This window comes from Planococcus sp. TJ-302 (genome assembly GCF_058268455.1).
In genome coordinates, this window is record NZ_JBZDOI010000001.1 from 509,925 (window position 1) to 531,894 (window position 21,970).

21 protein-coding genes are annotated in these 21,970 nt (G+C 46.5%); 5 read left to right on the forward strand and 16 right to left on the reverse strand.

Annotated features, from left to right (window positions below):
- Positions 1-33 precede the first annotated feature (33 nt).
- From AC4EHB_RS02625 to AC4EHB_RS02650, 6 genes are all read right to left on the reverse strand, one after another.
- Positions 34-756: a 3-ketoacyl-ACP reductase gene (locus AC4EHB_RS02625; RefSeq protein ID WP_490980589.1), complete on the reverse strand. Its 723-nt coding sequence runs from the start codon at positions 754-756 to the stop codon at positions 34-36.
- Between the two features lie 426 nt (positions 757-1,182).
- Positions 1,183-1,551, reverse strand: a complete 369-nt coding sequence (locus AC4EHB_RS02630) for a nuclear transport factor 2 family protein (protein ID WP_490974046.1) — start codon at positions 1,549-1,551, stop codon at positions 1,183-1,185.
- A 67-nt stretch (positions 1,552-1,618) separates the two neighbouring features.
- Positions 1,619-2,857 (reverse strand): AI-2E family transporter, encoded by a 1,239-nt coding sequence (locus tag AC4EHB_RS02635; protein WP_490975606.1) that lies wholly within the window; start codon positions 2,855-2,857, stop codon positions 1,619-1,621.
- Between the two features lie 186 nt (positions 2,858-3,043).
- Positions 3,044-4,960 (reverse strand): PTS fructose transporter subunit IIABC, encoded by a 1,917-nt coding sequence (locus AC4EHB_RS02640; protein WP_490974047.1) that lies wholly within the window; start codon positions 4,958-4,960, stop codon positions 3,044-3,046.
- On the reverse strand, positions 4,957-5,889 hold the full coding sequence (pfkB, locus tag AC4EHB_RS02645) for a 1-phosphofructokinase (RefSeq protein WP_490974048.1): 933 nt from the start codon (positions 5,887-5,889) through the stop codon (positions 4,957-4,959). Before pfkB ends, AC4EHB_RS02640 begins: the two co-directional genes overlap by 4 nt.
- Positions 5,886-6,638: a DeoR/GlpR family DNA-binding transcription regulator gene (locus AC4EHB_RS02650; RefSeq protein WP_490974049.1), complete on the reverse strand. Its 753-nt coding sequence runs from the start codon at positions 6,636-6,638 to the stop codon at positions 5,886-5,888. The genes pfkB and AC4EHB_RS02650 overlap by 4 nt, the downstream gene beginning before the upstream one ends.
- A 277-nt stretch (positions 6,639-6,915) precedes the next feature.
- On the opposite strand from AC4EHB_RS02650, the gene AC4EHB_RS02655 reads away from it, so the two are divergent.
- Both AC4EHB_RS02655 and ptsP read left to right on the forward strand, forming a co-directional pair.
- Entirely contained in the window at positions 6,916-7,182 is a 267-nt protein-coding gene (locus tag AC4EHB_RS02655; protein ID WP_490974050.1) for a phosphocarrier protein HPr, read from the forward strand.
- Positions 7,182-8,894 (forward strand): phosphoenolpyruvate--protein phosphotransferase, encoded by a 1,713-nt coding sequence (gene ptsP, locus AC4EHB_RS02660; protein ID WP_490980590.1) that lies wholly within the window; start codon positions 7,182-7,184, stop codon positions 8,892-8,894. The genes AC4EHB_RS02655 and ptsP overlap by 1 nt, the downstream gene beginning before the upstream one ends.
- Before the next feature lie 162 nt (positions 8,895-9,056).
- On the opposite strand, the gene AC4EHB_RS02665 is transcribed toward ptsP, so the two are convergent.
- Positions 9,057-9,983, reverse strand: coding sequence for an MBL fold metallo-hydrolase (locus AC4EHB_RS02665; protein WP_490974052.1), 927 nt, complete (start codon positions 9,981-9,983; stop codon positions 9,057-9,059).
- A gap of 98 nt (positions 9,984-10,081) precedes the next feature.
- Here AC4EHB_RS02665 and AC4EHB_RS02670 point away from each other — a divergent pair, with 98 nt between their 5' ends.
- Positions 10,082-10,933, forward strand: a complete 852-nt coding sequence (locus AC4EHB_RS02670) for an NAD(P)H-hydrate dehydratase (RefSeq protein WP_490974053.1) — start codon at positions 10,082-10,084, stop codon at positions 10,931-10,933.
- 88 nt (positions 10,934-11,021) lie between these two features.
- Here the strand turns inward: AC4EHB_RS02670 and AC4EHB_RS02675 are convergent, their stop codons facing one another.
- The 4 genes from AC4EHB_RS02675 to AC4EHB_RS02690 all read right to left on the reverse strand — a co-directional run bounded on the left by AC4EHB_RS02675 (position 11,022) and on the right by AC4EHB_RS02690 (position 13,628).
- Entirely contained in the window at positions 11,022-11,480 is a 459-nt protein-coding gene (locus AC4EHB_RS02675) for an SRPBCC family protein (protein ID WP_490980591.1), read from the reverse strand.
- Between the two features lie 89 nt (positions 11,481-11,569).
- Complete coding sequence (locus AC4EHB_RS02680) at positions 11,570-12,517, reverse strand: MBL fold metallo-hydrolase (protein ID WP_490974055.1); 948 nt, start codon at positions 12,515-12,517, stop codon at positions 11,570-11,572.
- 57 nt (positions 12,518-12,574) lie between these two features.
- On the reverse strand, positions 12,575-13,231 hold the full coding sequence (locus tag AC4EHB_RS02685; RefSeq protein WP_490974056.1) for an HAD family hydrolase: 657 nt from the start codon (positions 13,229-13,231) through the stop codon (positions 12,575-12,577).
- A 34-nt stretch (positions 13,232-13,265) separates the two neighbouring features.
- Complete coding sequence (locus AC4EHB_RS02690; protein WP_490974057.1) at positions 13,266-13,628, reverse strand: hypothetical protein; 363 nt, start codon at positions 13,626-13,628, stop codon at positions 13,266-13,268.
- A gap of 134 nt (positions 13,629-13,762) precedes the next feature.
- On the opposite strand from AC4EHB_RS02690, the gene AC4EHB_RS02695 reads away from it, so the two are divergent.
- Entirely contained in the window at positions 13,763-14,974 is a 1,212-nt protein-coding gene (locus AC4EHB_RS02695) for an RtcB family protein (protein ID WP_490974058.1), read from the forward strand.
- Positions 14,975-15,056: 82 nt separating this feature from the next.
- On the opposite strand, the gene AC4EHB_RS02700 is transcribed toward AC4EHB_RS02695, so the two are convergent.
- Together AC4EHB_RS02700 and AC4EHB_RS02705 are read right to left on the reverse strand one after the other, a co-directional pair.
- Complete coding sequence (locus AC4EHB_RS02700) at positions 15,057-15,611, reverse strand: putative glycolipid-binding domain-containing protein (RefSeq protein WP_490974059.1); 555 nt, start codon at positions 15,609-15,611, stop codon at positions 15,057-15,059.
- 52 nt (positions 15,612-15,663) lie between these two features.
- Positions 15,664-17,319: a tetratricopeptide repeat protein gene (locus AC4EHB_RS02705; RefSeq protein WP_490980592.1), complete on the reverse strand. Its 1,656-nt coding sequence runs from the start codon at positions 17,317-17,319 to the stop codon at positions 15,664-15,666.
- 292 nt (positions 17,320-17,611) lie between these two features.
- Between AC4EHB_RS02705 and AC4EHB_RS02710 the strand changes: the two genes are divergently transcribed.
- Positions 17,612-18,307, forward strand: a complete 696-nt coding sequence (locus AC4EHB_RS02710) for a Na-translocating system protein MpsC family protein (protein ID WP_490980593.1) — start codon at positions 17,612-17,614, stop codon at positions 18,305-18,307.
- Between the two features lie 47 nt (positions 18,308-18,354).
- Here AC4EHB_RS02710 and AC4EHB_RS02715 read toward each other — a convergent pair whose 3' ends face one another.
- The 3 genes from AC4EHB_RS02715 to AC4EHB_RS02725 form a co-directional block, all read right to left on the reverse strand.
- The gene (locus tag AC4EHB_RS02715) at positions 18,355-19,323 is read right to left on the reverse strand and encodes a TRM11 family SAM-dependent methyltransferase (RefSeq protein ID WP_490974062.1); all 969 of its coding nucleotides are present in this window, start codon (positions 19,321-19,323) and stop codon (positions 18,355-18,357) included.
- A gap of 133 nt (positions 19,324-19,456) precedes the next feature.
- A complete protein-coding gene (locus tag AC4EHB_RS02720; protein WP_490974063.1) occupies positions 19,457-20,452 on the reverse strand; it encodes a bile acid:sodium symporter family protein in 996 nt (331 codons plus the stop codon).
- Positions 20,449-21,846: an FAD-binding oxidoreductase gene (locus AC4EHB_RS02725; RefSeq protein WP_490980594.1), complete on the reverse strand. Its 1,398-nt coding sequence runs from the start codon at positions 21,844-21,846 to the stop codon at positions 20,449-20,451. Before AC4EHB_RS02725 ends, AC4EHB_RS02720 begins: the two co-directional genes overlap by 4 nt.
- Positions 21,847-21,970 lie beyond the last annotated feature (124 nt).

Genomic DNA, 21,970 nt, shown 5'->3' on the forward strand with positions numbered 1-21,970 from the left:
CTCCAATAATTGATGATGCACCCCGTTCTCCTATCAGAACGGATTGGTTGCCCATTGGCTCGATGTTGGAATGAATATGCGTGGATGCAGTTTCAACTGGGCTACAATGTACTCGGCAATATCCACAGGCTGCATGAATTTCTCATCGCTTCCGGCAGGCTTTGAGCTGCTGCCGCCAAAATCCGTGATGACGCGGCTTGGCGTCAGCGCAAATACGCGGATATTGTGTTTGCGCACTTCCTGGGACAACGATTCCGTCAAACCGAGAACGCCGAATTTCGACGCACTATATGCACTTGACCCTGCAGAGCCTTTGACTCCGGACATTGAAGAAATATTGACGATGTCGCCGCCGTTTTTTTCGATCAATTGAGGCAGTACTGTGCGCGTGACGTAGAACATGCCCATCAAATTGACGTCGATGACTTTTTTCCAGTCTTCCGGCGGAATTTCCAGCAGGGGCCCGAATTTGCCAATGCCCGCATTATTGATCAAGATATCGGCAGAACCCAGTTCTTTCGCCAATTTTGCAATGGCACCCTCGACTTGTTCAAGATTCGAGACGTCTGCTACCGCGTAAGCCGTTTTAACGCCGTGAGCAGCAACATCCCTTGCTGTATCCTTAAGATCTTGTTCAGTGCGCGCAATCAAGCCGACATGCACCCCTTCTTTTGCAAGCGCTAATGCTGCAGCCCGTCCGATGCCTTTCCCCGCTCCGGTTATGAATGCGATTTTCCCTGCCAATGATTGTGCCATAGCCATTCCCCTCCCATTATCAGATAAATCCATTGTGCCGGAACTTTCAGCGAAACGCAAAGATGCAGACAGCTTGAAATATTAATGAGCGAGGTATATAGTATCTATAAAGAGCAAAAAAAAACCGCCGGTGCGCTAACACCGTCGGCAAGCAATCAATAGGTCCTCCCAAGGGAGATCAGCCTCTAGGTTACTTCATAAGGAATAACCCGCTGAGCAGTCAACTCAAGGGCGGGTTATTTTTTTTGGTTAAATGACGTCACTGCGAGCACCAAGCTTGCAAACGTTACCGCAAACATCAATGCTTCGAAAACTGTCATTCGCACCACCCCCTTTCTTCCGGGGATGGCCGACCACCCTTGAGTTCCCTTTTCAATTGCCTTTTCCTATCTTACCATAACTTCACTTCGAAATTCCCTTCATTTCCTATTCATTCAACGCTATGATAAAAGACGTCAGATCCTGAATTTTTTCTTCCGTCTCGTGCAATTGGTAAATGTCGCAGTACAAGTATGTCTTTTCTTCGCCCGTCGACGTATTGAAGGTCATTTTGCCTTTGACAACCGCCTCCGAGCCGTCCGTCAGTAAGGTGTCGATCGTCAACTCCGTCCCAAGCCCGCTTTCCATGTCCATCATTTTCATGTAATCGATAAACGCATCTTTGCCTTGCGTTTTTTTGCCGTGCAGCGTCCACACCACATCATCAGCCACCACATTTGCGATAAAATCGATGTCCCTGTTGCTGAATGCCTCGTTCACTTTCATGAAAAATTTCGGCTTCGCTTCCACTACCATTTTAAAACCTCCTAGGGGATGGATTCGATTCAAAACAAGATGATTTCTTTAGCAAAAACATGCTCGATCATTGCAGTTTCCTTTTAATCGCCAACATCTTTTTCTTTTTCTTTGCTGACACGAGCGGTTTCGGAGCGGGATTAAAGTGATCTTCGTACAGCCCGGTATACGCTTGGTACCACTGGAACAAATGCACCAGAAATACTTTGATGACGGCATATGCCGGAATGCCAAGAATGACGCCTGGAATGCCGAACAAATTTCCCGCAGTCAAAAGCACAGCAATGATTGTCACTGGGTGGATATTCAAGTTGCTGCCAAGGATCAGCGGCTGGATGACCCGGCCTTCCAAGGTTTGTTCGATGGTGAACACAACGAGCACCTTAGCGAGCATGATCGGTGAATGGACGACAATCGCCACAATGACGATCGGGAAAAAGGCGATGAACGTACCCAAAAACGGAATCAAATTCAAGACACCGGCGATGATGCCGAGGATCAAGGCATATTCCATCCCAATAATGACAAAGCCGAGCCAGAACATGACGCCGACCGCAAACGCCACAACCAATTGACCCCGTATATACTGGCTAATCTGCAGATTCGTCTCCCGCAATAAGATGTATGTTTTTTCCCGCATTTTGGATGGCACGAGGTTCATGATATGATAAGGCAAATTATGGCCGTCTTTCAATAAGTAAAACAGGATGAATGGCGTCGTGATGAACGCCAATACAATCGACGTCAGCGTACCGAATATATTGCCGATGTTGCCGAACATCTCGTCGATTATCGATTCCGCTTGCCCGGCGACGGTTTCGCCCAGCGTCCCGCTATCACCCAGTAATTGCGTCTGTAGCCGGGAAAGCACATCGCTCCGCAGCAAACTATCGACTTGGGTAGTGAAACTGGTTAGATAAGCCGGGAAGTTCTGGATCAATGAGGTGATCTGCTCACGGATAATCGGGATCAAACTGACGACTCCCCAAGCGATCAATCCAATCATCACCAGAAACACCAGCAAAATTCCAGTGATGCGCGGCACATTCTTCTTCTCCAGCCAATCAATGAGCGGGTTCAGCAAATAATAAAGGATGCCCGACATGACGAGCGGCAGCCCCATCGCACTGAAAAACCCTTTCAGCGGCTCCATTAAATAAAGGACTTTCGTCAATAGGAATAAATTCAAGAGGATCAGCAGCGACACCAAAAGAATTGCCACAACCCTGTTGTTCAACACCCATCGCCATAACAAGCTAGCCAGCAACTTCACTTTCGTTTGCTCTTTTTCCGGCTCCACCGCCATCACCCTCCTGCCGAGTCTGCCCCAAGCTCCGCTCTTACTTGGTCTGCAGCTGCCCATCTAGTTGACTCTTTGTGATGCTATGCTGTCCTTTATTAATTTCGTCTTTGCTGCGCTTATTCCTCTTTATTTCCAACATTAAAAAGCCGCATCCGGGAATTTCCGGATGCGGCAGGAATTATGTTTTGCCTAAGCTTCTACTGGAACAGCGATTTTCTTTTTGAGGAGCCCGGCGACGGTGGCCGTGACAGCCGCTCCGATCAAGATAGCAAGTGCATAAAGCGCGATGTTCATCGCTCCGCCATCCACCAAGCCGATGACGAATACGCCGCCATGAGGTGCGCGGAGCCCGATGTCAAACAGCATGACAAGCGCTCCGGTCACTGATGCGCCGGCTACGGTAGCCGGAATGACACGGGCCGGGTCAGCAGCCGCAAACGGGATGACGCCTTCTGTGATAAAGCAGGCACCCAGCACGTAAGCGGTCTTGCCGGCTTCGCGCTCTGTTTTCGTGAATTTGTTCTTGAAGAACGTCGTCGCAAGTGCCAGGCCAAGCGGCGGAACCATGCCCGCTGCCATGACCGCAGCCATGAAGACGAAATTCTCCGCGCTCAGCATCGCCAAGCCGAATGTATAAGCAGCTTTGTTGATCGGGCCACCCATGTCGATCGCCATCATGCCGCCAAGCAATAATCCAACCAGCAGCAAGTTCGTGCCGCCCAAGCTTTCAAGGAAACTTGAAATCCCTGTGTAGACTTTAGTCAGCTGCGGGTTGACGAGCATCATGATGATTCCGGTGATAGCAATAGCGAACACCGGATAAAAGAGCACCGGCTTCAAACCTTCAAGCGAGTTCGGAAGACCAGAGAAAGCTTTTTTGACGAATAACGTGACGTAACCTGCCAGGAACCCGGCGATCAATCCACCAAGGAATCCGGAACCGCCGCTTGCTTCTTCAACACCGGTGACGGTTGTTGCAATCAATCCGCCGATCATACCAGGAGCGAAACCAGGGCGTTCGGCGATGCTCATTGCGATAAAGCCGGCTAGTACAGGAACCATCAAGTAAAACGCTTTGCCGCCGCCAATTGTGCTGAGCATCGCTGCGAACGCGTTGTATTCAGGGCTGTCGGGATTAGCTGCATTGATGCCCCAGAAGAACGACAGCGCAATCAAGATCCCGCCGCCGACGACGAATGGCAGCATGTTTGAAACGCCGCTCATCAAATGCTTGTAAAATCCACCTTTGCCTCCGCCTTCGGTCGCTTCGTCATTTGAAGAGTCGTGCTGGTAGACAGGTGCTTCGCCCGCTAACGCACGGTCCAGCAATTTATCGGTTTCGTAAATGGCTTTGCCGACAGCGGTCTGGATGACCGGCTTGCCCGTAAAACGCGCCATTTCAACTTTCGTGTCAGCCGCTACGATAATGGCATCCGCCGCTGCAATGTCAGCATCCGTCAGCCGGTTTTTAACGCCGCTTGAGCCGTTTGTCTCCACTTTAATGTCGATGCCGCGCTCTCTCGCTCGTTCATTGAGTTTTTCTGCCGCCATATATGTGTGGGCAATGCCGGTCGGACAAGCCGTAACAGCCAGGATGCGTTTCGATCCAGCCGCTGCCGGCTGGCTGCTGGTTGATGCAGGGCCGTCTACTTCGTTTTCTTTGTCGGTCACTGCCTGCAGAATTTGCTCTTTTGATGAGGCTTCCAGAATGCGTGTGCGGAATTTTTCGTCCATCAAGAATGTTGCGAGGCGCGATAAGGCTTCCAAATGGTCGTCATTCGCGCCTTCGCTTGCTGCAATCATGAAGAACAGATGAGCAGGCTGGCCGTCAAGCGATTCGTAGTCCAACCCTTGGTGGGAACGGCCAAATGCAATGGACGGTGCCTTTACTGCTTTGGATTTCGCGTGCGGGATGGCAATTCCGTCGCCGATGCCCGTCGTACCTTGCCCTTCACGCGCCATGATGTCCTGGAGAAAAGCTTGCTGGTTATTCAGTTTGCCGGCACGGTCGAGCTGTGCTGCCAATTCCGCCATTACTTCCGGTTTCGTGCGTGCCGCGACATTCAGGATGATTGTGTCTTCTGTCAATAATTGTGTGATTCTCATTTTTCCACACCCTCTTCTTTTATTGGATAGACTTTTACAAATTCGAGCAATGCATCAACCTTGTCTTTCGTGCAAAGATCCGGACTGAAAGCGGTTGCGCTGCCGCTTGCTACTCCATAGCGGAATGCCTTTTCGGCGTCGCCATGCACGGCATAAGAAGCGATAAAACCGGAAACCAGTGAATCTCCCGCTCCTACTGTATTAACAACTTTGCCTTTCGGCGCTTTCGCCTGCAGCAGCAATTCGCGGGTCGCAAGCAGTGCGCCATCACCTCCCATGGAAACAACGACATGCTGAACGCCTGATAGCACTAACTTTTTGGCATAAAAAGCTGCTTCAGCCATGCTGGTGATTTGCCGCCCGAACAATTCTCCGAGCTCTTCCTGATTGGGCTTGATGAGAAATGGCCCGTTTTGGATCAGTTTCGCTAAAGCCGGTCCAGACGTATCGAGGACGAATTTCACATCGAGCTTTCGACAACTTTCCGCTAGATCCGTAAAATACGAATCAGGGATCGATAGGGGCAGGCTGCCTGCGACCACGAGCCAATCGCCCCTTTGCATTTTTTTGGCTTTGTCCTTCAATTCGTTCAGCTGTAGAGAATCCAGTTCCGGCCCCGGTCCGTTCAATTCCGTTTCTTGCGCGGACTTGATTTTGACATTGATGCGCGTGATTTCTTCGGTTTCAATAAAATCGGTTGCAACCCCTTCGTTTTTCAAGAACTCTTCTATATAATGACCAGTAAAACCGCCTGTAAAGCCCAATGCTATATTGTCAGCACCTAGGCGCTTCAAAACCCGTGAAACGTTTATGCCTTTGCCACCGGGGTAATAATACACTTCATCGGTACGGTTCAGCTTGCCTGCAGTGAAGTCCGGCAAATAAGTGGTATAATCCAGTGACGGTGTGATTGTGCATGTGTAAATCATTGCGTACCCACCTTTACTGTAGTTTTATTTTCAAGCACTTCCCTTAGCTCATTCGAGATTGAATCGGTGATCAGGATCGCCTCGTCCAGCTCCATAATTTTGGCGAAGCTGATTTTATCCGCTTTGGAATGATCCGCTAAGACATAACTTTCACGCGCCAAGGAACTGGCCAGCCTTTTGACCGCTGCTTCTTCCGGGTCGGGTGTGGTGTAGCCCATTTCCGGGTGGAAACCATTGACGCCGAGGAAACAGAGATCGAAACGGTAATTTTTCAATGACTGGATCGTCTGCGCACCGATGAATGCACCAGTACGGGGCTTTAAAAGTCCTCCGGTCAAGTACGTCGTGATTCCTTGCTCATTAAGTGCTTCGACGAGCGTCAAGCCGTTCGTCACAGCGACGATATTCTTGTCCTGCAAATAGCGGATCATTTGGAAAGTCGTTGTGCCTGCATCCAAATAGACACTATCGCCGTCCTGTATAAAGGAAGCGGCCAGTTTGGCGATGCTGTCTTTTTCTTCCAAGTTGCGGGTGGACTTGTCCTTGATCGTCGGTTCCGACAAATTGCGGCCTGGCAGCACCGCTCCACCGAATACGCGCTCCAATTGGTTGCGGTTTTCTAAAACGGTCAAGTCGCGGCGTATTGTCGATTCAGACGCTTCGGTCATGTCCACGATGTCCTGAATTTTGATGGTCTGTTTTTGTTCCAACAGATTCAGGATGAATTCATGGCGTTCGTTTGTCAGCATGCAATCACCTGCTTTTTGTTTTGATAGATCCCCGCCAAGAAAAAACAGCATTGTTCTGGGGCACGTTTAGCCATCCTTGAACAACGGTTGAAAATCCGCCATTTTGATGACTGAACCTTTTGTTAAATTGATATTACTTGAAATCGCTTCCAAAATCAATCATAATCATCCATAAGCAATCAAAAACAATCATTTAGTTTAAATTTCATTCATATTCGTTCATAATAAAACTTGAATTCAGCTAAATGCATTCAAAAAACACTAGGAGGAATTTTACATGACAGAAAAACAATTCGTAATTACTGATGAAGCAGGAATTCACGCACGCCCGGCATCAGCCTTGGTCGGTTCATTGTCTAAATTCAAATCAGACATCACTATGGAATTCAATGGCAAGAAAGTCAATTTGAAATCAATTTTAGGCGTCATGTCTCTAGGCGTCTCTTCAGGCTCTACCGTCACGATTGCCGCAGACGGTGAAGACGAAGAACAAGCCATCTCACAAATCACAGAAGTGATGCAAAACGAAGGGCTTTCTAACTAATGACACGCACCCTTTCCGGAATTGCGGCTTCAAACGGCATCGCTCTTGCTAAAGCGTTCCGTCTGGAAACTCCGGATTTAACTGTAGAAAAAATCACGATTAAAGATGCCGATCAAGAAGTGCTGCGTTTCGAATCTGCTCTTTCAAAAGCAAGCGCTGAACTCGAAACGATCAAAGAACGCACAGCTGCACAAATCAGCGATAAGGAGGCTGCCATCTTCGGCGCCCACCTGCTGGTCTTGAGCGATCCTGAATTGGTCGGTCCTATTACTGAAAAAATTAAATCCGATAAGGTCAATGCTGAATTCGCGTTGAAAGAAACGTCAGATATGTTCATCGCGATGTTCGAAGCGATGGACAGCGATTACATGAAAGAACGTGCAGCGGATATCCGGGATGTGACAAAACGTGTCACCGCCCATCTGCTCGGTGTCACAATCCAAAACCCGAGCCTGATTAAGGAAGAAGTGATCATCCTTGCGGAAGATTTGACGCCATCCGATACCGTGCAACTGAATCCTGAATTTGTTAAAGGGTTCATCACCGATATCGGCGGACGCACTTCCCACTCGGCAATTCTTGCCCGCACACTGGAAATCCCAGCCGTAGTCGGTGCGAAGAAAGTCATGGAAACGATCGAAAACGGTACGTTCGTCATTGTAGATGGCCTTGAAGGCGTTGTGATTATCGATCCGGACTCGGCTACAATTAAACAATATGAAGAGAAAAAAGCAAGCTATGACCGCCAAAAAGCGGAATGGGCAAAATTGAAAAACGAAGCGACTGTAACGGCTGACGGCCATCCGGTTGAACTCGGCGCCAATATCGGCACGCCGAAAGATGCCACTGGAGCTGTCGACAACGGTGCTGAAGCAATCGGCCTTTACCGGACCGAGTTCCTTTACATGGGACGCGATGCCTTCCCTACCGAAGAAGAACAAGTAGAAGCCTATTCGGCTGTGCTGAAAGCGATGGACGGCAAACCAACCGTCGTCCGCACACTGGATATCGGTGGCGATAAGGAATTGACCTACTTGGATTTGCCGAAGGAATTGAATCCGTTCTTAGGCCTTCGAGCGATTCGCCTGTGCCTTGAAATGCCGGATATGTTCCGTACGCAGCTGCGTGCCCTTCTTCGGTCAAGCGTACACGGCAATCTGAAAATCATGTTCCCGATGATTGCGACGCTCGAAGAGTTCAGGGCGGCGAAAGCATTGATTATGGAAGAAAAAGAAAAACTGGCGGCAGAAAGCATCGATGTCAGTGATTCGATTGAAATCGGCATTATGGTTGAAATTCCGTCCACTGCCGTTATAGCTGATGTGTTCGCCAAAGAAGTCGATTTCTTCTCGATCGGCACGAACGATTTGATCCAATATACGATGGCGGCAGACCGCATGAACGAGAATGTTTCGTACTTGTACCAGCCGTATAATCCAGCGATTCTGCGGATGGTTAAAATGGTGATCGATGCAGCGCATAAAGAAGGAAAATGGGCTGGCATGTGCGGCGAAATGGCTGGTGATGAAATCGCTATCCCGATCCTGCTTGGGCTTGGCTTAGACGAATTCTCGATGAGTGCTTCTTCGATTTTGAAAGCGCGTGAACAAATCAGCAAATTGTCGAAAGCCGAAATGGCGACACACACAGAGCGCATTTTGGCTTTGGCGACTGCTGATGAAGTCGAAACTTATGTAAAAGAAATCATGTAATGCAAAAAAACGGCACCCTTCATGGGTGCCGTTTTTTTGTGCTCTGATTTTATATCTCTTCGCTTCGCTTTAAACGGAATTGCAACGCTGTACTCTTAGTGTTTTTTTGATAGCTATACATTTCTTATATCAATAAACTTGCAAGTTGCAAGTTTATTGATTTTATTTTGACAGATAATCCAGCAAGCCCATGGCACTGACTTCCATGTCGACTTTGATGATCCCGTAAACTTCGTGATTGTCCGGGACGCCCAGCGATCTTAGATGTGTTCGGACCATTTCCTGCAAACGGGCAGCAAGGTCTTGCGGACTTTGCTGTTTGGCAAATGCCTCTTCCGCCTCTTCGAGAAATTCCACCAACCATTCGCCTGCTTGGCGCAGCGCTTCTTTCGGTTCCGAAGTCATGCCGTAATGGCCGTAAAAGATCGCATCGAAATTCGCTGCTTGGAAACGGTCGATTGCCACCTGCATGGCAGCGGGATCGAATTGGTTAGGCGATGTCGAAGGGAGAAACAGAGGGATGCCGTCCGGGACGAGCTGCTGGTAGCGAATGCCTACTGTATCCCCGGCGAACATGCCGTTACTTACGGAATCATAGATGCCAAAATGGTGCTTGGCATGCCCCGGTGTATCCCAAAATTCGAGCGTGCAAGCGGGACCGATTTCCAATTTGCCGCCTTCTGTTTTTTCAATCAGCCGGTTTTCCGGCACTGGAACGATTGGATCGAACAAAAGATCAAATTGCTCGCCGTATACCATCCGCGCTCCGGCAATCAGCCTGCTGGGGTCCGCTAAATGCCGTGCGCCTTTAGGATGGACAACCACTTTGGCATTTGGGCAATCTTGCAGAAGCAAGCCGGCCCCGCCGGCATGATCCAAATGGACATGGGTGACGATGATGTATTTTACTTGGTCGAGCGTATAGCCAAGTTCGCTAAGCCCTTGTTTAATATATGGAACCGATGGACTGGCGCCGGTATCGATGAGCGTCAGCTCGTCTTCTGCAATGACGTAAGTACCGGTACGTTCTTTAATGCCCATATCATAGCCGTCAATTAGGTAGATGCGGCTGTTCATTTGTTGGACCATGTCTATTCCCCCTTATGTATGCGATAATCAATAGCAAGAATATTCTACCATTAATTCCGCGTAAAATAACGGCTTTGCCACCGATAGGAGGATTTGTTATGCCGATACAGGATGGACAGCGGTTATTTTGGACCGCGCAAGATGTCAGCGCCACGCTGCCCACAAGAGATGATGGCGGGCATAAAGGAACATTCGGAACTGCGTTGCTGCTCGCGAGCACACGCGATATGCCCGGTGCGGCATTGTTGGCCGGCCTTGGAGCGATGCGGAGCGGTGTCGGGAAACTGGAAATCGGCACCCATCCAGAAGTCATCAACGGTGTCGTTTCTGCGTTGCCGGAATCGATTTATTTGCGCGAAGGGCTGAAGAAAGTAGGAACTGGTGAAGTGGAACTGGAAAGGTACCGGGCGATTGCTGTGGGTCCTGGCATCCATCCAGACGATGTAACGGAGAAAGCGGTCCAGGCCTTGCTTGCCAGCCCTTGTCCGCTGGTGCTTGACGCCGGGGCGTTGTCGATGCGAAGCTACCCGAAAAGGCAAGCGCCGGTCATACTTACCCCCCACCCGCGCGAATTTTCGCGGATCACCGGCGTCGGCAAAGAGGATTTGGCGGAAAACCGTGTTTTCCATGCCGTTTCTTTTGCCAAACAATGGGGTGTCGCAATCGTCTTGAAAGGGAGCCACACAGTCATCGCTTTTCCGGAAGGCGGCGTCCGCATCAATCCGACCGGCAACGCTGCTTTGTCTAAAGGGGGCACTGGGGATACGCTGACGGGCATGATTTTGGGAATGTTGTGCTGCCACGATAATTGGCGGCATGCGGTATTAAATGCCGTCTATCTTCACGGTGCGTGCGCGGATAAATGGATTGAAACGCGTTCTGCCCATACGATGCTGGCACATGAAATCACAATGCTGCTGCCGGAAGTCTGGAAATCGTTCGAGCGTTAACATTTTTTATCAAAACCGCATTTTCTCTAACTTTGGGAACGGTTATTATTTAATGCAGCAGTAAGATTGATAAAACCTGATTTCTCCGTCAACTTCCCTTTTCTTCTGCCATGTTCTTTAACGCAATCGCACGATTCACAATAAAACGTTCCATGTATTTTTCCAAAAACAATTTATCCGCCAGTATACCAAGTATGCCTAACGGGGACCTGTAGACAAATCTGTCTTTCATAATTGTGCCGCTTCCGCTTTCCGAAAACTCGTGCGTGTGGATAAACGAATGGAACGCTCCTTTGACCATTGAATCTGTGAACCTGTAAGGTTCTTCCATCTCGATTATTTTGGCCGTCAGTTGTTGCTTCCTTCCAAAGTGGGTAGCTTCCCAAGTCACTTCGTCTCCTTTTTCCATCCCTCCTGACGTCACTCCCGCAATTGCCTTTTCTTTCGTGTGGGATGCAGTTTCCATATGGACATCGACATCCCTTGCAAGATCAAAGCAAATGCTGATAAGCGCTTCAATGTAAATCTCATGAAAGATGCTTGGCATAGATCTGCCTCCTCATTGTTTTATCTTCTATAGATTCTGTTGCGCTAGTCCCTTTTCCTGACGAAAATCAAAGCTTTATCCCATAGCCGTCAAATTGTGTGCGCATAGAAATTGTAAACCGTGGCGAGATTACGCCTGATACCCTGTACCCCCTTCCATTTTATATAATCTTCAGGGGGAATGAAGCCATTTAGGAAATCTTCCAAAGAAATAGCAGAATAATGCGCTCCTTTGCCAGCATCAATCAGCATGGACACATATTCAATCATGGCATCAATCTGTTTGCCGGTACCCACTTCCCCGTGCCCTGGCAAAATAGACACAATGTCCATGGTTTTAACGCGTTCAAGAATAGCTAGAAACGCATCAGGGTTATAAATAGGCAAATGCAAATCCTCGGTAATTAAATCCCCCATAAATGCAGCGTTTTCCTGTGGAACATACAGGAATGCATCACTCACAGAATGGCCTCCGCCTAGGCAGTGCAATTCAACATCACGCACAGTTCCATGAATTTTTAAGGTTTTTTCGAAAGTAAGGGACGGCAATACCAGCTCCAAATTTGGAAGTTCATCCAACAACTTTGTCATTTCCAAAAACTGATTTGTTAAACTGCTTTTTATTGCAGCGTTTTCTTCAACTGAAATTTGCTGAACGAGATCCTTTAAATATTGTTCTGTTTCTTGGCGTTCTTTATCCATATCGCCGATTGCATTTTTTTCATTGATCCATTCTTTCGTTGTTGTCGTGGAAATAATCACTTGTTCTTTAAAGGTTTGATTGCCGAATACGTGATCGCCATGAAAATGGCTGTTGACGAGGTATGTTACTTTTTTTCCTGTCAGTTTTTCTGCTTGATTTTTAAGTTCCCGAGACGCAGAAGGCGTATTGAAAGCATCAAAAACAAGCAGTTCGGTTCCGAGATCCACAAATCCAGCATTGCTCCATGCTCCGTTTCCAGGTTTTGCAATGGCCGCAAACACACCATCAGCCATTTCTTTCAATGTGAAATATTCCGTTTGAATAAGAACTTTCATTTTTAAAACACTCCTTTGTGCAGCATAATTTTAAGGTAGCGTGGTATTGGATAAAATTTACAAATAAAATTCATTCACCAATTTCTTCAGTTCCATTAAATCTTCAATGACAAAATCCGCTTGGGCCAATTCTTCTTCCTGCGCAAAATCAAAGCGGCAGCCTATGGCCGTCAAGTTATTGGCTTTTGCCGCATTGATATCAGACAAGCGGTCGCCTATGACCGCACCGCCATCGATGCCATACTTTTCAATGATGGACTTGACCAAATCCCCTTTATCCTTTGATGTGATTTGCTGGATGCTGAAGGTTTCCGTAACCCATTGATCCAGGCCATAAAATTTCACGATTGTCTCAAGGTACAAAGGCAAGCCATTGCTGGCAATGTAAATGGGATGCCCTTGTCTCTTTAAATATGTGAACAACTCTTCCACATTCGGATATAAAGCGCCGTTCCCTTCTTTGATGTTGTGGATCAACCGTTCGTGAAAAAACTCATTTGCTTGCTTGCGTACATTAAATGAGTGTTTCGGCAGCAGTGTCTCCCACACTTTCTGCAGCGGCACCCCCATTATTTCCCGGTATTGTTCAATCGGCGTTTCCGAATCCCATAATTCCAATGATTTCAATTGTGCAAATGTATCTGCGAGCGATCTTTCCAATATTTTATCGGTTTGAAAAAGTGTGCCGTCCATGTCAAAAATGAATGATGCCATAAGTGCCTCCTTAGGATTGTGCTTTACCGAACGGTTAAACTCCCATCACAATCAAGTAATGTTCCGTTTGGCTTCTCGTAATTTCTTCTAGTACAGGAATTAAAGGTGCAAGGAAATGTTCGAGTGCCCTATCATTGAGAATGGATAAAATAAAACGGATTTCATCCAATAAAGCCATCACTTGTATCTTATTAAACACAACGTCGCCATAAAGGTCGAACATGGGAATATAATGCATGGTGTACGCTTGTCCCACATGGATTAACCGCATAAATATGCTTTCTGGGATTAACACAGGGGGATCGACTTCTGCTCCGCCAATCCCTTTGTAAAAATGAATCCGTTCTTCGCTGTTATAGGTATTCACATCATATAATTTGCGGTATTTGTCTAGCATTTCCAATTCTCCCCTTTTCTTTACGTATTCGGATAAGGTTTGTTCCGTTTAGCCAATGGTATATATTATTTTATTTAGAAGGAGTTTGTAAAAAGGAGGAGAAATAATAAATACAGAAAGAAAGGTTGGGAATCATGAAGATTATTAAAGGCAAATACAGCGATGCAAAAGTTTTCACCCAAAATATTGATGAAATGACAGTCGCGCAGATTGAAGCTTTCTTGAACGAAGAAGTGACCAATAACGCCAATGTGCGCATCATGCCGGATTGCCATGCCGGCGTGGGTGCAGTCATTGGCACTACTATGAAAGTGACCGACCGGGTTATTCCGAATTTGGTCGGCGTTGACATCGGCTGCGGAATGCTTTGTGTCGAAATACAAAAGCAAGCAATTGATTTTGCGAAGCTTGATGGCACCATCCAGGCATCGGTGCCTTCTGGCCAATCCATCCGTTCTTCTCCCCACCCCTTTATCGGCCATATCGAGCTGAAAAAGGTGCTGGCTCCATTTTCAGAAGAAGTTGCGGTCCGTTCACTTGGCACACTCGGCGGCGGCAATCATTTTATCGAAATGAACGAAGCTGAGGACGGCAGAACATTCTTGGTCATTCATTCAGGAAGCCGCCACCTGGGTGCGAAAATAGCGAATTACCACCAAAAGAAAGCCGTCGAAACCTTAAGTAATGATAAAGATGGGCTTGATGAAATGATTGCGCAATTGAAGAATAAAGGCCGCCATAAAGAAATTCACAGCGCCATCAAATCTTATAAATCCATACTTCCCAGCATACCGAGCGAACTTGCTTATTTACAGGGCTCTTTGATGGAACATTATTTCAATGATTTGCAAATTGCGCAGGAATACGCGAAATGGAACCGTGCCGCTATGGTGCAAGTCTTGCTGGAGGAAATGAATTTCAAGGAAATCGGCCGAATCGATACGGTCCATAATTATATTGATTTAAAGCACATGATTTTGCGCAAAGGCGCCATATCTGCACGAAAAGATGAATTGGTCTTGATTCCGATTAATATGCGGGATGGTTCGCTGCTGGCAAAAGGCAAAGGCAATGAAGATTGGAATCAATCAGGGCCGCATGGTGCGGGCCGCATCCTTTCAAGAACGAAAGCCAAGCAAGTTCTTCATTTGGATGATTTTACCGATACCATGAAAGGCGTTTACACCACGAGTGTGAGCCAGGATACAATCGATGAGTCGCCATTCGCCTATAAAACGATGCAGGAAATCATCAATAATACACAAGACACGATCGAGATACAGTCAATCCTGAAACCTATTTATAATTTTAAAGCGGCGGAATTTCAGGGATGGCGCCGAAAGTAAGCAAAAGAGCGGCTAAAATGCCGCTCTTTTTAATTGAATCGTATTTCTAGTTTTCTTTTTACAGAAATCCTTAGAGCCATCACTAGAATCTCCTGGAGAATAACTGAGGGTAATCGATTACAAATCCTGACTCATCAAAAGAAATGAGTGCTTCAAAATTGGGAGAATGATAATAAAAAATACGAATCCCCTTTTTTCTTTCAATAAATGTGTACGTCTGTTTCATTTTGTGTAATTTTAATTGTGGGATATCGATATAAACCATTTCAAACTCTCGACTTTGATTGAGTCCCCAATCATACCTGTTAACAGGCAAAGAATTCGAGAACGGCGTGGCTGATAAGTCAACATCAATTGCTCCTCTCAGCTCCTGCAATTCTTTTCCATGCTGATCAAACCATTTGCCGGTACCTGTAGCATTAATTTCTAAGCTTTGACCACTTTTAGTTTGGACATGCACCTTTTTTGTTGTCCATGAATTATCCGTTTCAATAAAATAGTCAATTTGGACAGGGTTATTTTCGCTCAAAAATATGACCGTACTTTCTACATGAAATGCACTTGACCCTTGAGAAATTCTTGCATATTCACAACCGAATGATTCTAAATTTTCCCAGACTATCTCGATTGAAATCATATAAACACACTCCTTCGAGAGTAAATTCCTTTCTTTTCTTTTGTGTGAATTTCTACTCTGCAACATGCTGATCCATAGATTCAGCTCGCAGTTGCTCTTCCAATGCTTGCCTTAAACTGCTTAATGCCCCCCGTTCTTTGGAGGTATCTTGCGGATATTGTTTTAAAGCGAGATCGATCAAAGCCATCTTTTCACTGTAATTTGGCAAGCCTTTATTAATGACATATTCTCCGTTCAGGATTTCCAGATAAGCTGCCAATGGTTCGCCTGCGTCAATCCTTTTTTCCAGCGTCGATAATTCGGTGAATACTCCCTCACTCCAATAAACTCCTTCTTCAGTAGAAACCTCCAACGCCATCTCAGCCATATTGACCGCTTCAGGCAAATCGGTAAATAGCAGACTTTCTGCCAAGTAGCTATAAGTAGCGGACAAATTATCCCGGCCTTCAGCTTGCGCAAGTTCCAGTTCTTTTTTGCGGTAAGGAATCGCTTTTTCGAAGTCGCCCATTTCCATGTATAAATTCGCTATCCGGTGGTTCACCAATTCCAAATCCGGTGTGGTGGCCGCAATTTTCAGGAACAGCTCTAGCGACTGCCGGGGTTCATCGTGCTTAACATCCAAAAAATCCGCTTCGTGCCATTGTTCCAAGAGTTTGTCATAAGCGGCAATAAAATTCGCTTCGTAAGCAGGAACTGTTTTTCCAGTAACTTTTTCAAAACTTTCTTGTACTGAAGATTGGCTCATCTCTCCGAAAATCCTCGATAGGATATCAGGCCCTTCTTGAGCGACTAAATACCGCATGAAACTGCTACTTTGGAAATACGGGTTATACGGAGTTTGCAAATGGTTTTCCCATTGCCCCGGTGTTTCCAGGTCTTGGAAACCTACATACTCCGTTTCTTCCATCAAAGCGCGGGACAAACTTGTTTCTTTTTCAGATAAATAAGAAGCCACCCCTTCCACATACCAGGAAGGGATGTCTGGTGTATTTATCCCGCGTTCTCTTGCAATATTCAAGAATAGATGATGTATGTATTCATGTGCCAGAATCGTTTGGTCAACCGGCAATGGCAAATGCACGGTTTGTTCGCTTTCATTATAAAAACCGCTGTACGCTTGTTGCGTGGATTCTCTCTCTGGCATTTTCAATGAATCACTGTATAATACAAACGAAACGCCGGCATCCGTTTTGCCGCCTATGCTTCTTTCGAGAAGGTGTTTATTGTCTTTAATATAAGCTTGAATTTGATCGATTTCCTGGGTTGGATGAGAACTTTTTTCGTAATAGAACGTGATGCCATCGTGTTGGGTTTTTTCCAGCTCTTCAAGTTTTGCAGCATCGCTATTCCAGAAAAGCTGCTGATAATAGACCAGCTTTTGGGCAGCCGTCAATTCGGTTTTTTCAGTCGCATAATCTTCGGCTTCATACAATAGCCTGTTCCCGCCGAATAAAACAAATGACAGCACAAAAAAACTTAACAAACACGTCAGGCTAGACCATAAGCTAATATGCATATCATAAGGCTGTCTTTCGCTTTTGATAAACGAATAGATAATAGCAGACGCCAAACCAACTGCCAAAATCGACGCAATAACCCATGCGATTAAGCCTTCTCTAACATCAAAGAATAAAAGAATGGCCCAAAAAGCAGCAACACCCATCAATAAATACAATAAATGAAGCAAAAGTTTTTTTATGATTTTCATTCCACACCCCAGTATGTCTATTTCAATTTCGACACCCACCGCTCCACCAAATAATTTAATATTTTGAGCAATTGCATTTATTTTAACACTAAAATTTGGAAATTAAACTGAAAAATCACAAAAAAAGAACTCACTTATGCAAATCTTTTTCTCATTTTATAAAAATTTTATGTTTCGTCATACCCTTTACCCCCGACTGGAAGTGCTGATTTCTCTATAAGACCTGTTTACGTTATAATGGTAGCGAGTGAATTTCAATTAGAGAACCCATTGATGTCAGGAGGGCAAAATGATGCCAGAGGAAAAAGCGCTGCACGCAGAAATCAGCAGTTATTTATCAACACTGCTGCGTACGAACTTCGGCAAAGGCCCAACGTCTGTTTACGTGAGCGTGAAACGTCCTTATATCACTGTCCATTTCCGAGGATTCATGGCCCCGATGGAAGCGATTCTCATGAAGCAAAATGAGTCCAAGCGAATTCTGGAAACAAGGAGTTTGATGATGAATGATCTGCGGCAGGAAATCAAATTGCAATTGCTAAAAATTGCTGATCTGGATATCAAAGATATTTACGCGGATTGGAATCTGGAGAAAAAAACAGGCATGATCATCGCAATACTAAACGAGAAACCTTTAGAAAAATTCGTATGGCCCGATATGATCGACCAAAAAGAATTCGAAGAAAAAATCGATCTTGCTAGCTTGAAAGCCGAGAAAATTCCGGAAAAGACAGAATCGTTTTGGCTGAATGACCGAACCATTTTGGTGAAGCGTTCCGGCATTCTGGTGCGTATCGAAAAGGAATTGATCCGAAACGGATTTGTTGAAGAGCTGAAAGTATCAAAGCGGCCGCTTGAACGGCAGGTCATGAGGGAAGTCCAGCTGGAATCGGTTTTAAAAAGAGATGTTTCAGAAATTTTCGTAGACTGGAATTTCGATGAAGATGTCAGTTACATCGCCTTTATGCTCGAGCCTAAATCTTCGTAAAAACTGAAAAAGACGATGTGCGCCATGGAATGGCGCGCATCGTCTTTTTATTGTGCCGGACGTTTGAGGCATACGACTACATCACGGGTAAAGCCTGCTTTCTTAGCGATGCAGCGGTCGATAATTTCAAACCCTGCGGCGTCGATCATCGGATCAAGATTGTCCATAGTGACCAAAACCATTTTTTTGGCAAAACCTGAAGCATGCGTTAAAATCGACAGCTGTTCATCGGGAGAAGCACTCGTGTAGAGGTTATAAGGCATATCGATGATTGCGACATCGTATTGTGTGGAAACATCCGAAATCGGTCCATGCCTAACTTTTCCGTTCAAGCCGAAATGAGCAATGTTTTCAATTGAGCCCTCGACAACAAGCGGATTCAAATCCCTGCCGACGATGTCCATCCCCATCGACAACCCTTCTACCAAGACTGTACCAATCCCACAGCAAGGATCGATAGCACGGACGCCCGAAATTTCCGGTATGGCGATATTCGCCACGGCGCGCGCCACTTTCGTGCTGAGAGCAGTTGAGTATTGGCGAGGTTTTTTCATATGCTTGAACCACATAGCCTCAGACTCCGTGTAATAGCCGAAATACCAGCGGCCCCCAAGCGGCATCAATCCGAACGTGACATCCGGCTGGTGCATATCGGCTTCCCCTTCAATCGCCTGGCCCATCTGGAATTCTATCGAGCGCTTTTCCTCGTATTCAACTTTGTCGGCACCTGAAAGGCCGTTGATTTTTACGAAAAGAATTTTAAACGTTCTGCCGTCCATTTGGATTGCTTTGATTTGCTGGAGGATGCCGTCCAATTGTTCATCTTCAAACAGCACTTCTATGCGCTCTTTGATGAATGGGCTTCGGCTTGGATCGATGCCCCGCTTAGTTTTCACTATTTTCTGGCTTGTATCTTCACCGAACAATGCGCGCATTTCCAAAAAGCAAAGGGCTTCTTCATCAGGAGTATAAGCATAAGTATAGATAAATTCTTTCTGAAATGCAGGTGCTGTCAAAATAGTCTCCCATCCTTCTAGTTGTTCTTTTACAACTCAGGTTGCTGTCCAATTATATAACGAATGGGATAAAATTGCTCCAGAAAACAGTCCATAGAAAAACCTCCCCGTAAAGATGGGAGGTTTTCAATCGTTATTTGCCGCTTTTCAATTCAGCGGGTGCAGCTTTAAGATTGTGTTTACGTTGTTTAGCTGTTTCGGTTCCGGCTGGTTTTTTAGACCAAATCGTCGCTAAAATTGGCCCTGAAATATTATGCCAGATTGCGCCCCAGACACTCGGAAGTGCAGCTAGCGGACTGAAATGGGCCGTTGCAAGCGCAACGCCAAGACCCGAATTCTGCATACCGACTTCAAGGGAGATTGCCCGGCGGTCGTTTTCGCTAAGTCCCATAGCGGTTGCGATAATGTAGCCAAGCAGCAAACCTGTTCCATTATGCAAAAAGACAGCCAGGAAGACCACAAAGCCGGCACTGATGACGTTTGCTGCGTTAGCGGCAGTGACCGCTGATACAATGATCAGAATCGCTGCAACCGAGATTAGCGGCACGACAGCAATGCTTTTGCTGACGGCGACCGGGAAGAAACGCTGGACGAGCAAACCAAGAGCAATCGGTATGATGATGACTTGCATAATCGATATGAACATGGAAACCGGATCAACTGGCAGCCATTGCCCTGCCAATAACAGCAACAGCAAAGGCGTCATGATCGGCGCCATTAATGTAGAAAGCGATGTCATGGTAACTGACAACGCCAAATTCCCTTTTGCCAGATAAACCATAACGTTCGAAGCAGTTCCGCCAGGTACGCAGCCCAACAAGACGAGCCCTGCCGCAAGTTCAGGAGGCAGCTTCAATAAATAAGCGATTGCAAAAGCCGCCAATGGCATGACGACAAATTGCGCGGCCACACCGACCACTACCGGAATCGGATTGGTCAGGACCAGTTTAAAATCAACCGGCTTTAACGTCAGCCCCATGCCAAACATGACTACGCCAAGCAAAATAGCGATATAAGCTCCGAATCCTAAAAATGGTTCAGGGACCAAAAAAGCGATGACTGCGATTAAAATAACCCATACGGCAAAGTATTTTCCGGCTAATGCGCTGATTGATTCCAGTATTTTCATAGAAGTGCCCCCTTTGTTTCTGTTTTTACGTTTTTATAAGGATTCAAGAGATTATCCGGGTCCAGCACCTGTTTGATTTTTTCCATGACTTGCAGTGCAGCACCGTGTTCTTGGAGCTGGTATTTCTGTTTGCCAATGCCAACGCCGTGTTCCCCTGTAGATGTACCGCCGCGCTCAAGGGCGTAAAGGACAATCATCTCGTTGAAATCTTGCGCTTTTGCTACTTCTTCAGCATCGTTCATGTCCATCATCAGAAGTGTATGGAAATTGCCGTCTCCGACATGTCCCACGATTCCGCCGATAAGGCCAAGCGTGTCCAAGTTTCCGCGTGCATGGCGCACAGCTCCTGCTAATTCCGATATAGGCAGGCAGACATCTGTCACCATCATCTTCTTGCCGGGATAGCCATGAATATATGCATAAGCCAAATTATGGCGCGCTTCCCACAACCGATTGCGTGCCGCGTTATCGGTCTCAAATTCGATTTCTTCACAGCCATGCCCTTGGACGATTTCTTCCATGAATGCAACATCCTGCTTCAAGCCGGCTTCATTGCCGTGAAATTCCAGGAATAGCGCCGGTTTTTCCTGATAAGCGGTATCACTGAATTTATTCGCTTGGCGAATGGACTCTTCATCAACCAATTCAACGCGCGCCACTGGAATGCCCGCCTGCAAAATCGAAACAACCGCTTCCACAGCGTCATTGACCGATGGGAACGATGCACGCGCCGCTGTGACATGCTCTGGAATGCCATAGACCCGCAGCGTCATTTCGGTAAAGCAGCCGAGCGTCCCTTCGGAGCCGGTAAATAAACCGTTTAGGTGGAGGCCTGAAGACGATTTCGCTGCCATGCTGCCGGTGTGGATGATTGTGCCATCCGCTAGTACCACTTCGAGGTCCCTAACCTGGTCACGCATGACACCGTATTTGACTGACGTTGTGCCACTGGCGTTCGTTGCCACCATTCCACCCAGTGTTGCATCCGCTCCGGGATCGACTGAGAAGAAAAGGCCGTATTTCTTCAATTCCTTATTCAATTGCGTACGGGTAACCCCTGGCTGCACCTTCACAAGAAAATCCTTTTCATAGACTTCCAAGACTTTGTCCATGAGCGAAAAATCGATGGTGATGCCGCCTGAAACCGGAATGACATGCCCTTCCAAACTTGAGCCCAAACCGAACGGGATGACCGGAACTTGAAACTGCTTTGAAACTTTCATAATTCGGCTGACTTGCTCCGCTGTTTCAGGAAAAACGACAACGTCCGGTAATTGCTGGCCATGATAAGATTCATCCCTGCCATGAAGTTCCCTTACTGTTTCGTTGACCGTTACTTGACCTTCTGCCAGAAAATCTGTTAAGGCTGTTAAGGCCTCTCGAATATTTGCCATGCCATTCCGCTCCTAACGTGAAAATATTTATGGATGAAAGCGCTTATACAAAATTGGTCCAACCAATAAAGTTTATTATACATAATTGTCTGAAAAATTCAATATAAATTTTCTGACATTGATT

What these genes read in the sequence shown, in the direction of transcription:
- AC4EHB_RS02625 (WP_490980589.1), bottom strand. Translation starts at nt 756, where the DNA reads ATGGCACAATCATTGGCAGGGAAAATCGCATTCATAACCGGAGCGGGG.
- AC4EHB_RS02630 (WP_490974046.1), bottom strand. Translation starts at nt 1,551, where the DNA reads ATGGTAGTGGAAGCGAAGCCGAAATTTTTCATGAAAGTGAACGAGGCA.
- AC4EHB_RS02635 (WP_490975606.1), bottom strand. Translation starts at nt 2,857, where the DNA reads ATGGCGGTGGAGCCGGAAAAAGAGCAAACGAAAGTGAAGTTGCTGGCT.
- AC4EHB_RS02640 (WP_490974047.1), bottom strand. Translation starts at nt 4,960, where the DNA reads ATGAGAATCACACAATTATTGACAGAAGACACAATCATCCTGAATGTC.
- pfkB (WP_490974048.1), bottom strand. Translation starts at nt 5,889, where the DNA reads ATGATTTACACATGCACAATCACACCGTCACTGGATTATACCACTTAT.
- AC4EHB_RS02650 (WP_490974049.1), bottom strand. Translation starts at nt 6,638, where the DNA reads ATGCTGACAAACGAACGCCATGAATTCATCCTGAATCTGTTGGAACAA.
- AC4EHB_RS02655 (WP_490974050.1), top strand. Translation starts at nt 6,916, where the DNA reads ATGACAGAAAAACAATTCGTAATTACTGATGAAGCAGGAATTCACGCA.
- ptsP (WP_490980590.1), top strand. Translation starts at nt 7,182, where the DNA reads ATGACACGCACCCTTTCCGGAATTGCGGCTTCAAACGGCATCGCTCTT.
- AC4EHB_RS02665 (WP_490974052.1), bottom strand. Translation starts at nt 9,983, where the DNA reads ATGGTCCAACAAATGAACAGCCGCATCTACCTAATTGACGGCTATGAT.
- AC4EHB_RS02670 (WP_490974053.1), top strand. Translation starts at nt 10,082, where the DNA reads ATGCCGATACAGGATGGACAGCGGTTATTTTGGACCGCGCAAGATGTC.
- AC4EHB_RS02675 (WP_490980591.1), bottom strand. Translation starts at nt 11,480, where the DNA reads ATGCCAAGCATCTTTCATGAGATTTACATTGAAGCGCTTATCAGCATT.
- AC4EHB_RS02680 (WP_490974055.1), bottom strand. Translation starts at nt 12,517, where the DNA reads ATGAAAGTTCTTATTCAAACGGAATATTTCACATTGAAAGAAATGGCT.
- AC4EHB_RS02685 (WP_490974056.1), bottom strand. Translation starts at nt 13,231, where the DNA reads ATGGCATCATTCATTTTTGACATGGACGGCACACTTTTTCAAACCGAT.
- AC4EHB_RS02690 (WP_490974057.1), bottom strand. Translation starts at nt 13,628, where the DNA reads ATGCTAGACAAATACCGCAAATTATATGATGTGAATACCTATAACAGC.
- AC4EHB_RS02695 (WP_490974058.1), top strand. Translation starts at nt 13,763, where the DNA reads ATGAAGATTATTAAAGGCAAATACAGCGATGCAAAAGTTTTCACCCAA.
- AC4EHB_RS02700 (WP_490974059.1), bottom strand. Translation starts at nt 15,611, where the DNA reads ATGATTTCAATCGAGATAGTCTGGGAAAATTTAGAATCATTCGGTTGT.
- AC4EHB_RS02705 (WP_490980592.1), bottom strand. Translation starts at nt 17,319, where the DNA reads ATGAAAATCATAAAAAAACTTTTGCTTCATTTATTGTATTTATTGATG.
- AC4EHB_RS02710 (WP_490980593.1), top strand. Translation starts at nt 17,612, where the DNA reads ATGCCAGAGGAAAAAGCGCTGCACGCAGAAATCAGCAGTTATTTATCA.
- AC4EHB_RS02720 (WP_490974063.1), bottom strand. Translation starts at nt 20,452, where the DNA reads ATGAAAATACTGGAATCAATCAGCGCATTAGCCGGAAAATACTTTGCC.
- AC4EHB_RS02725 (WP_490980594.1), bottom strand. Translation starts at nt 21,846, where the DNA reads ATGGCAAATATTCGAGAGGCCTTAACAGCCTTAACAGATTTTCTGGCA.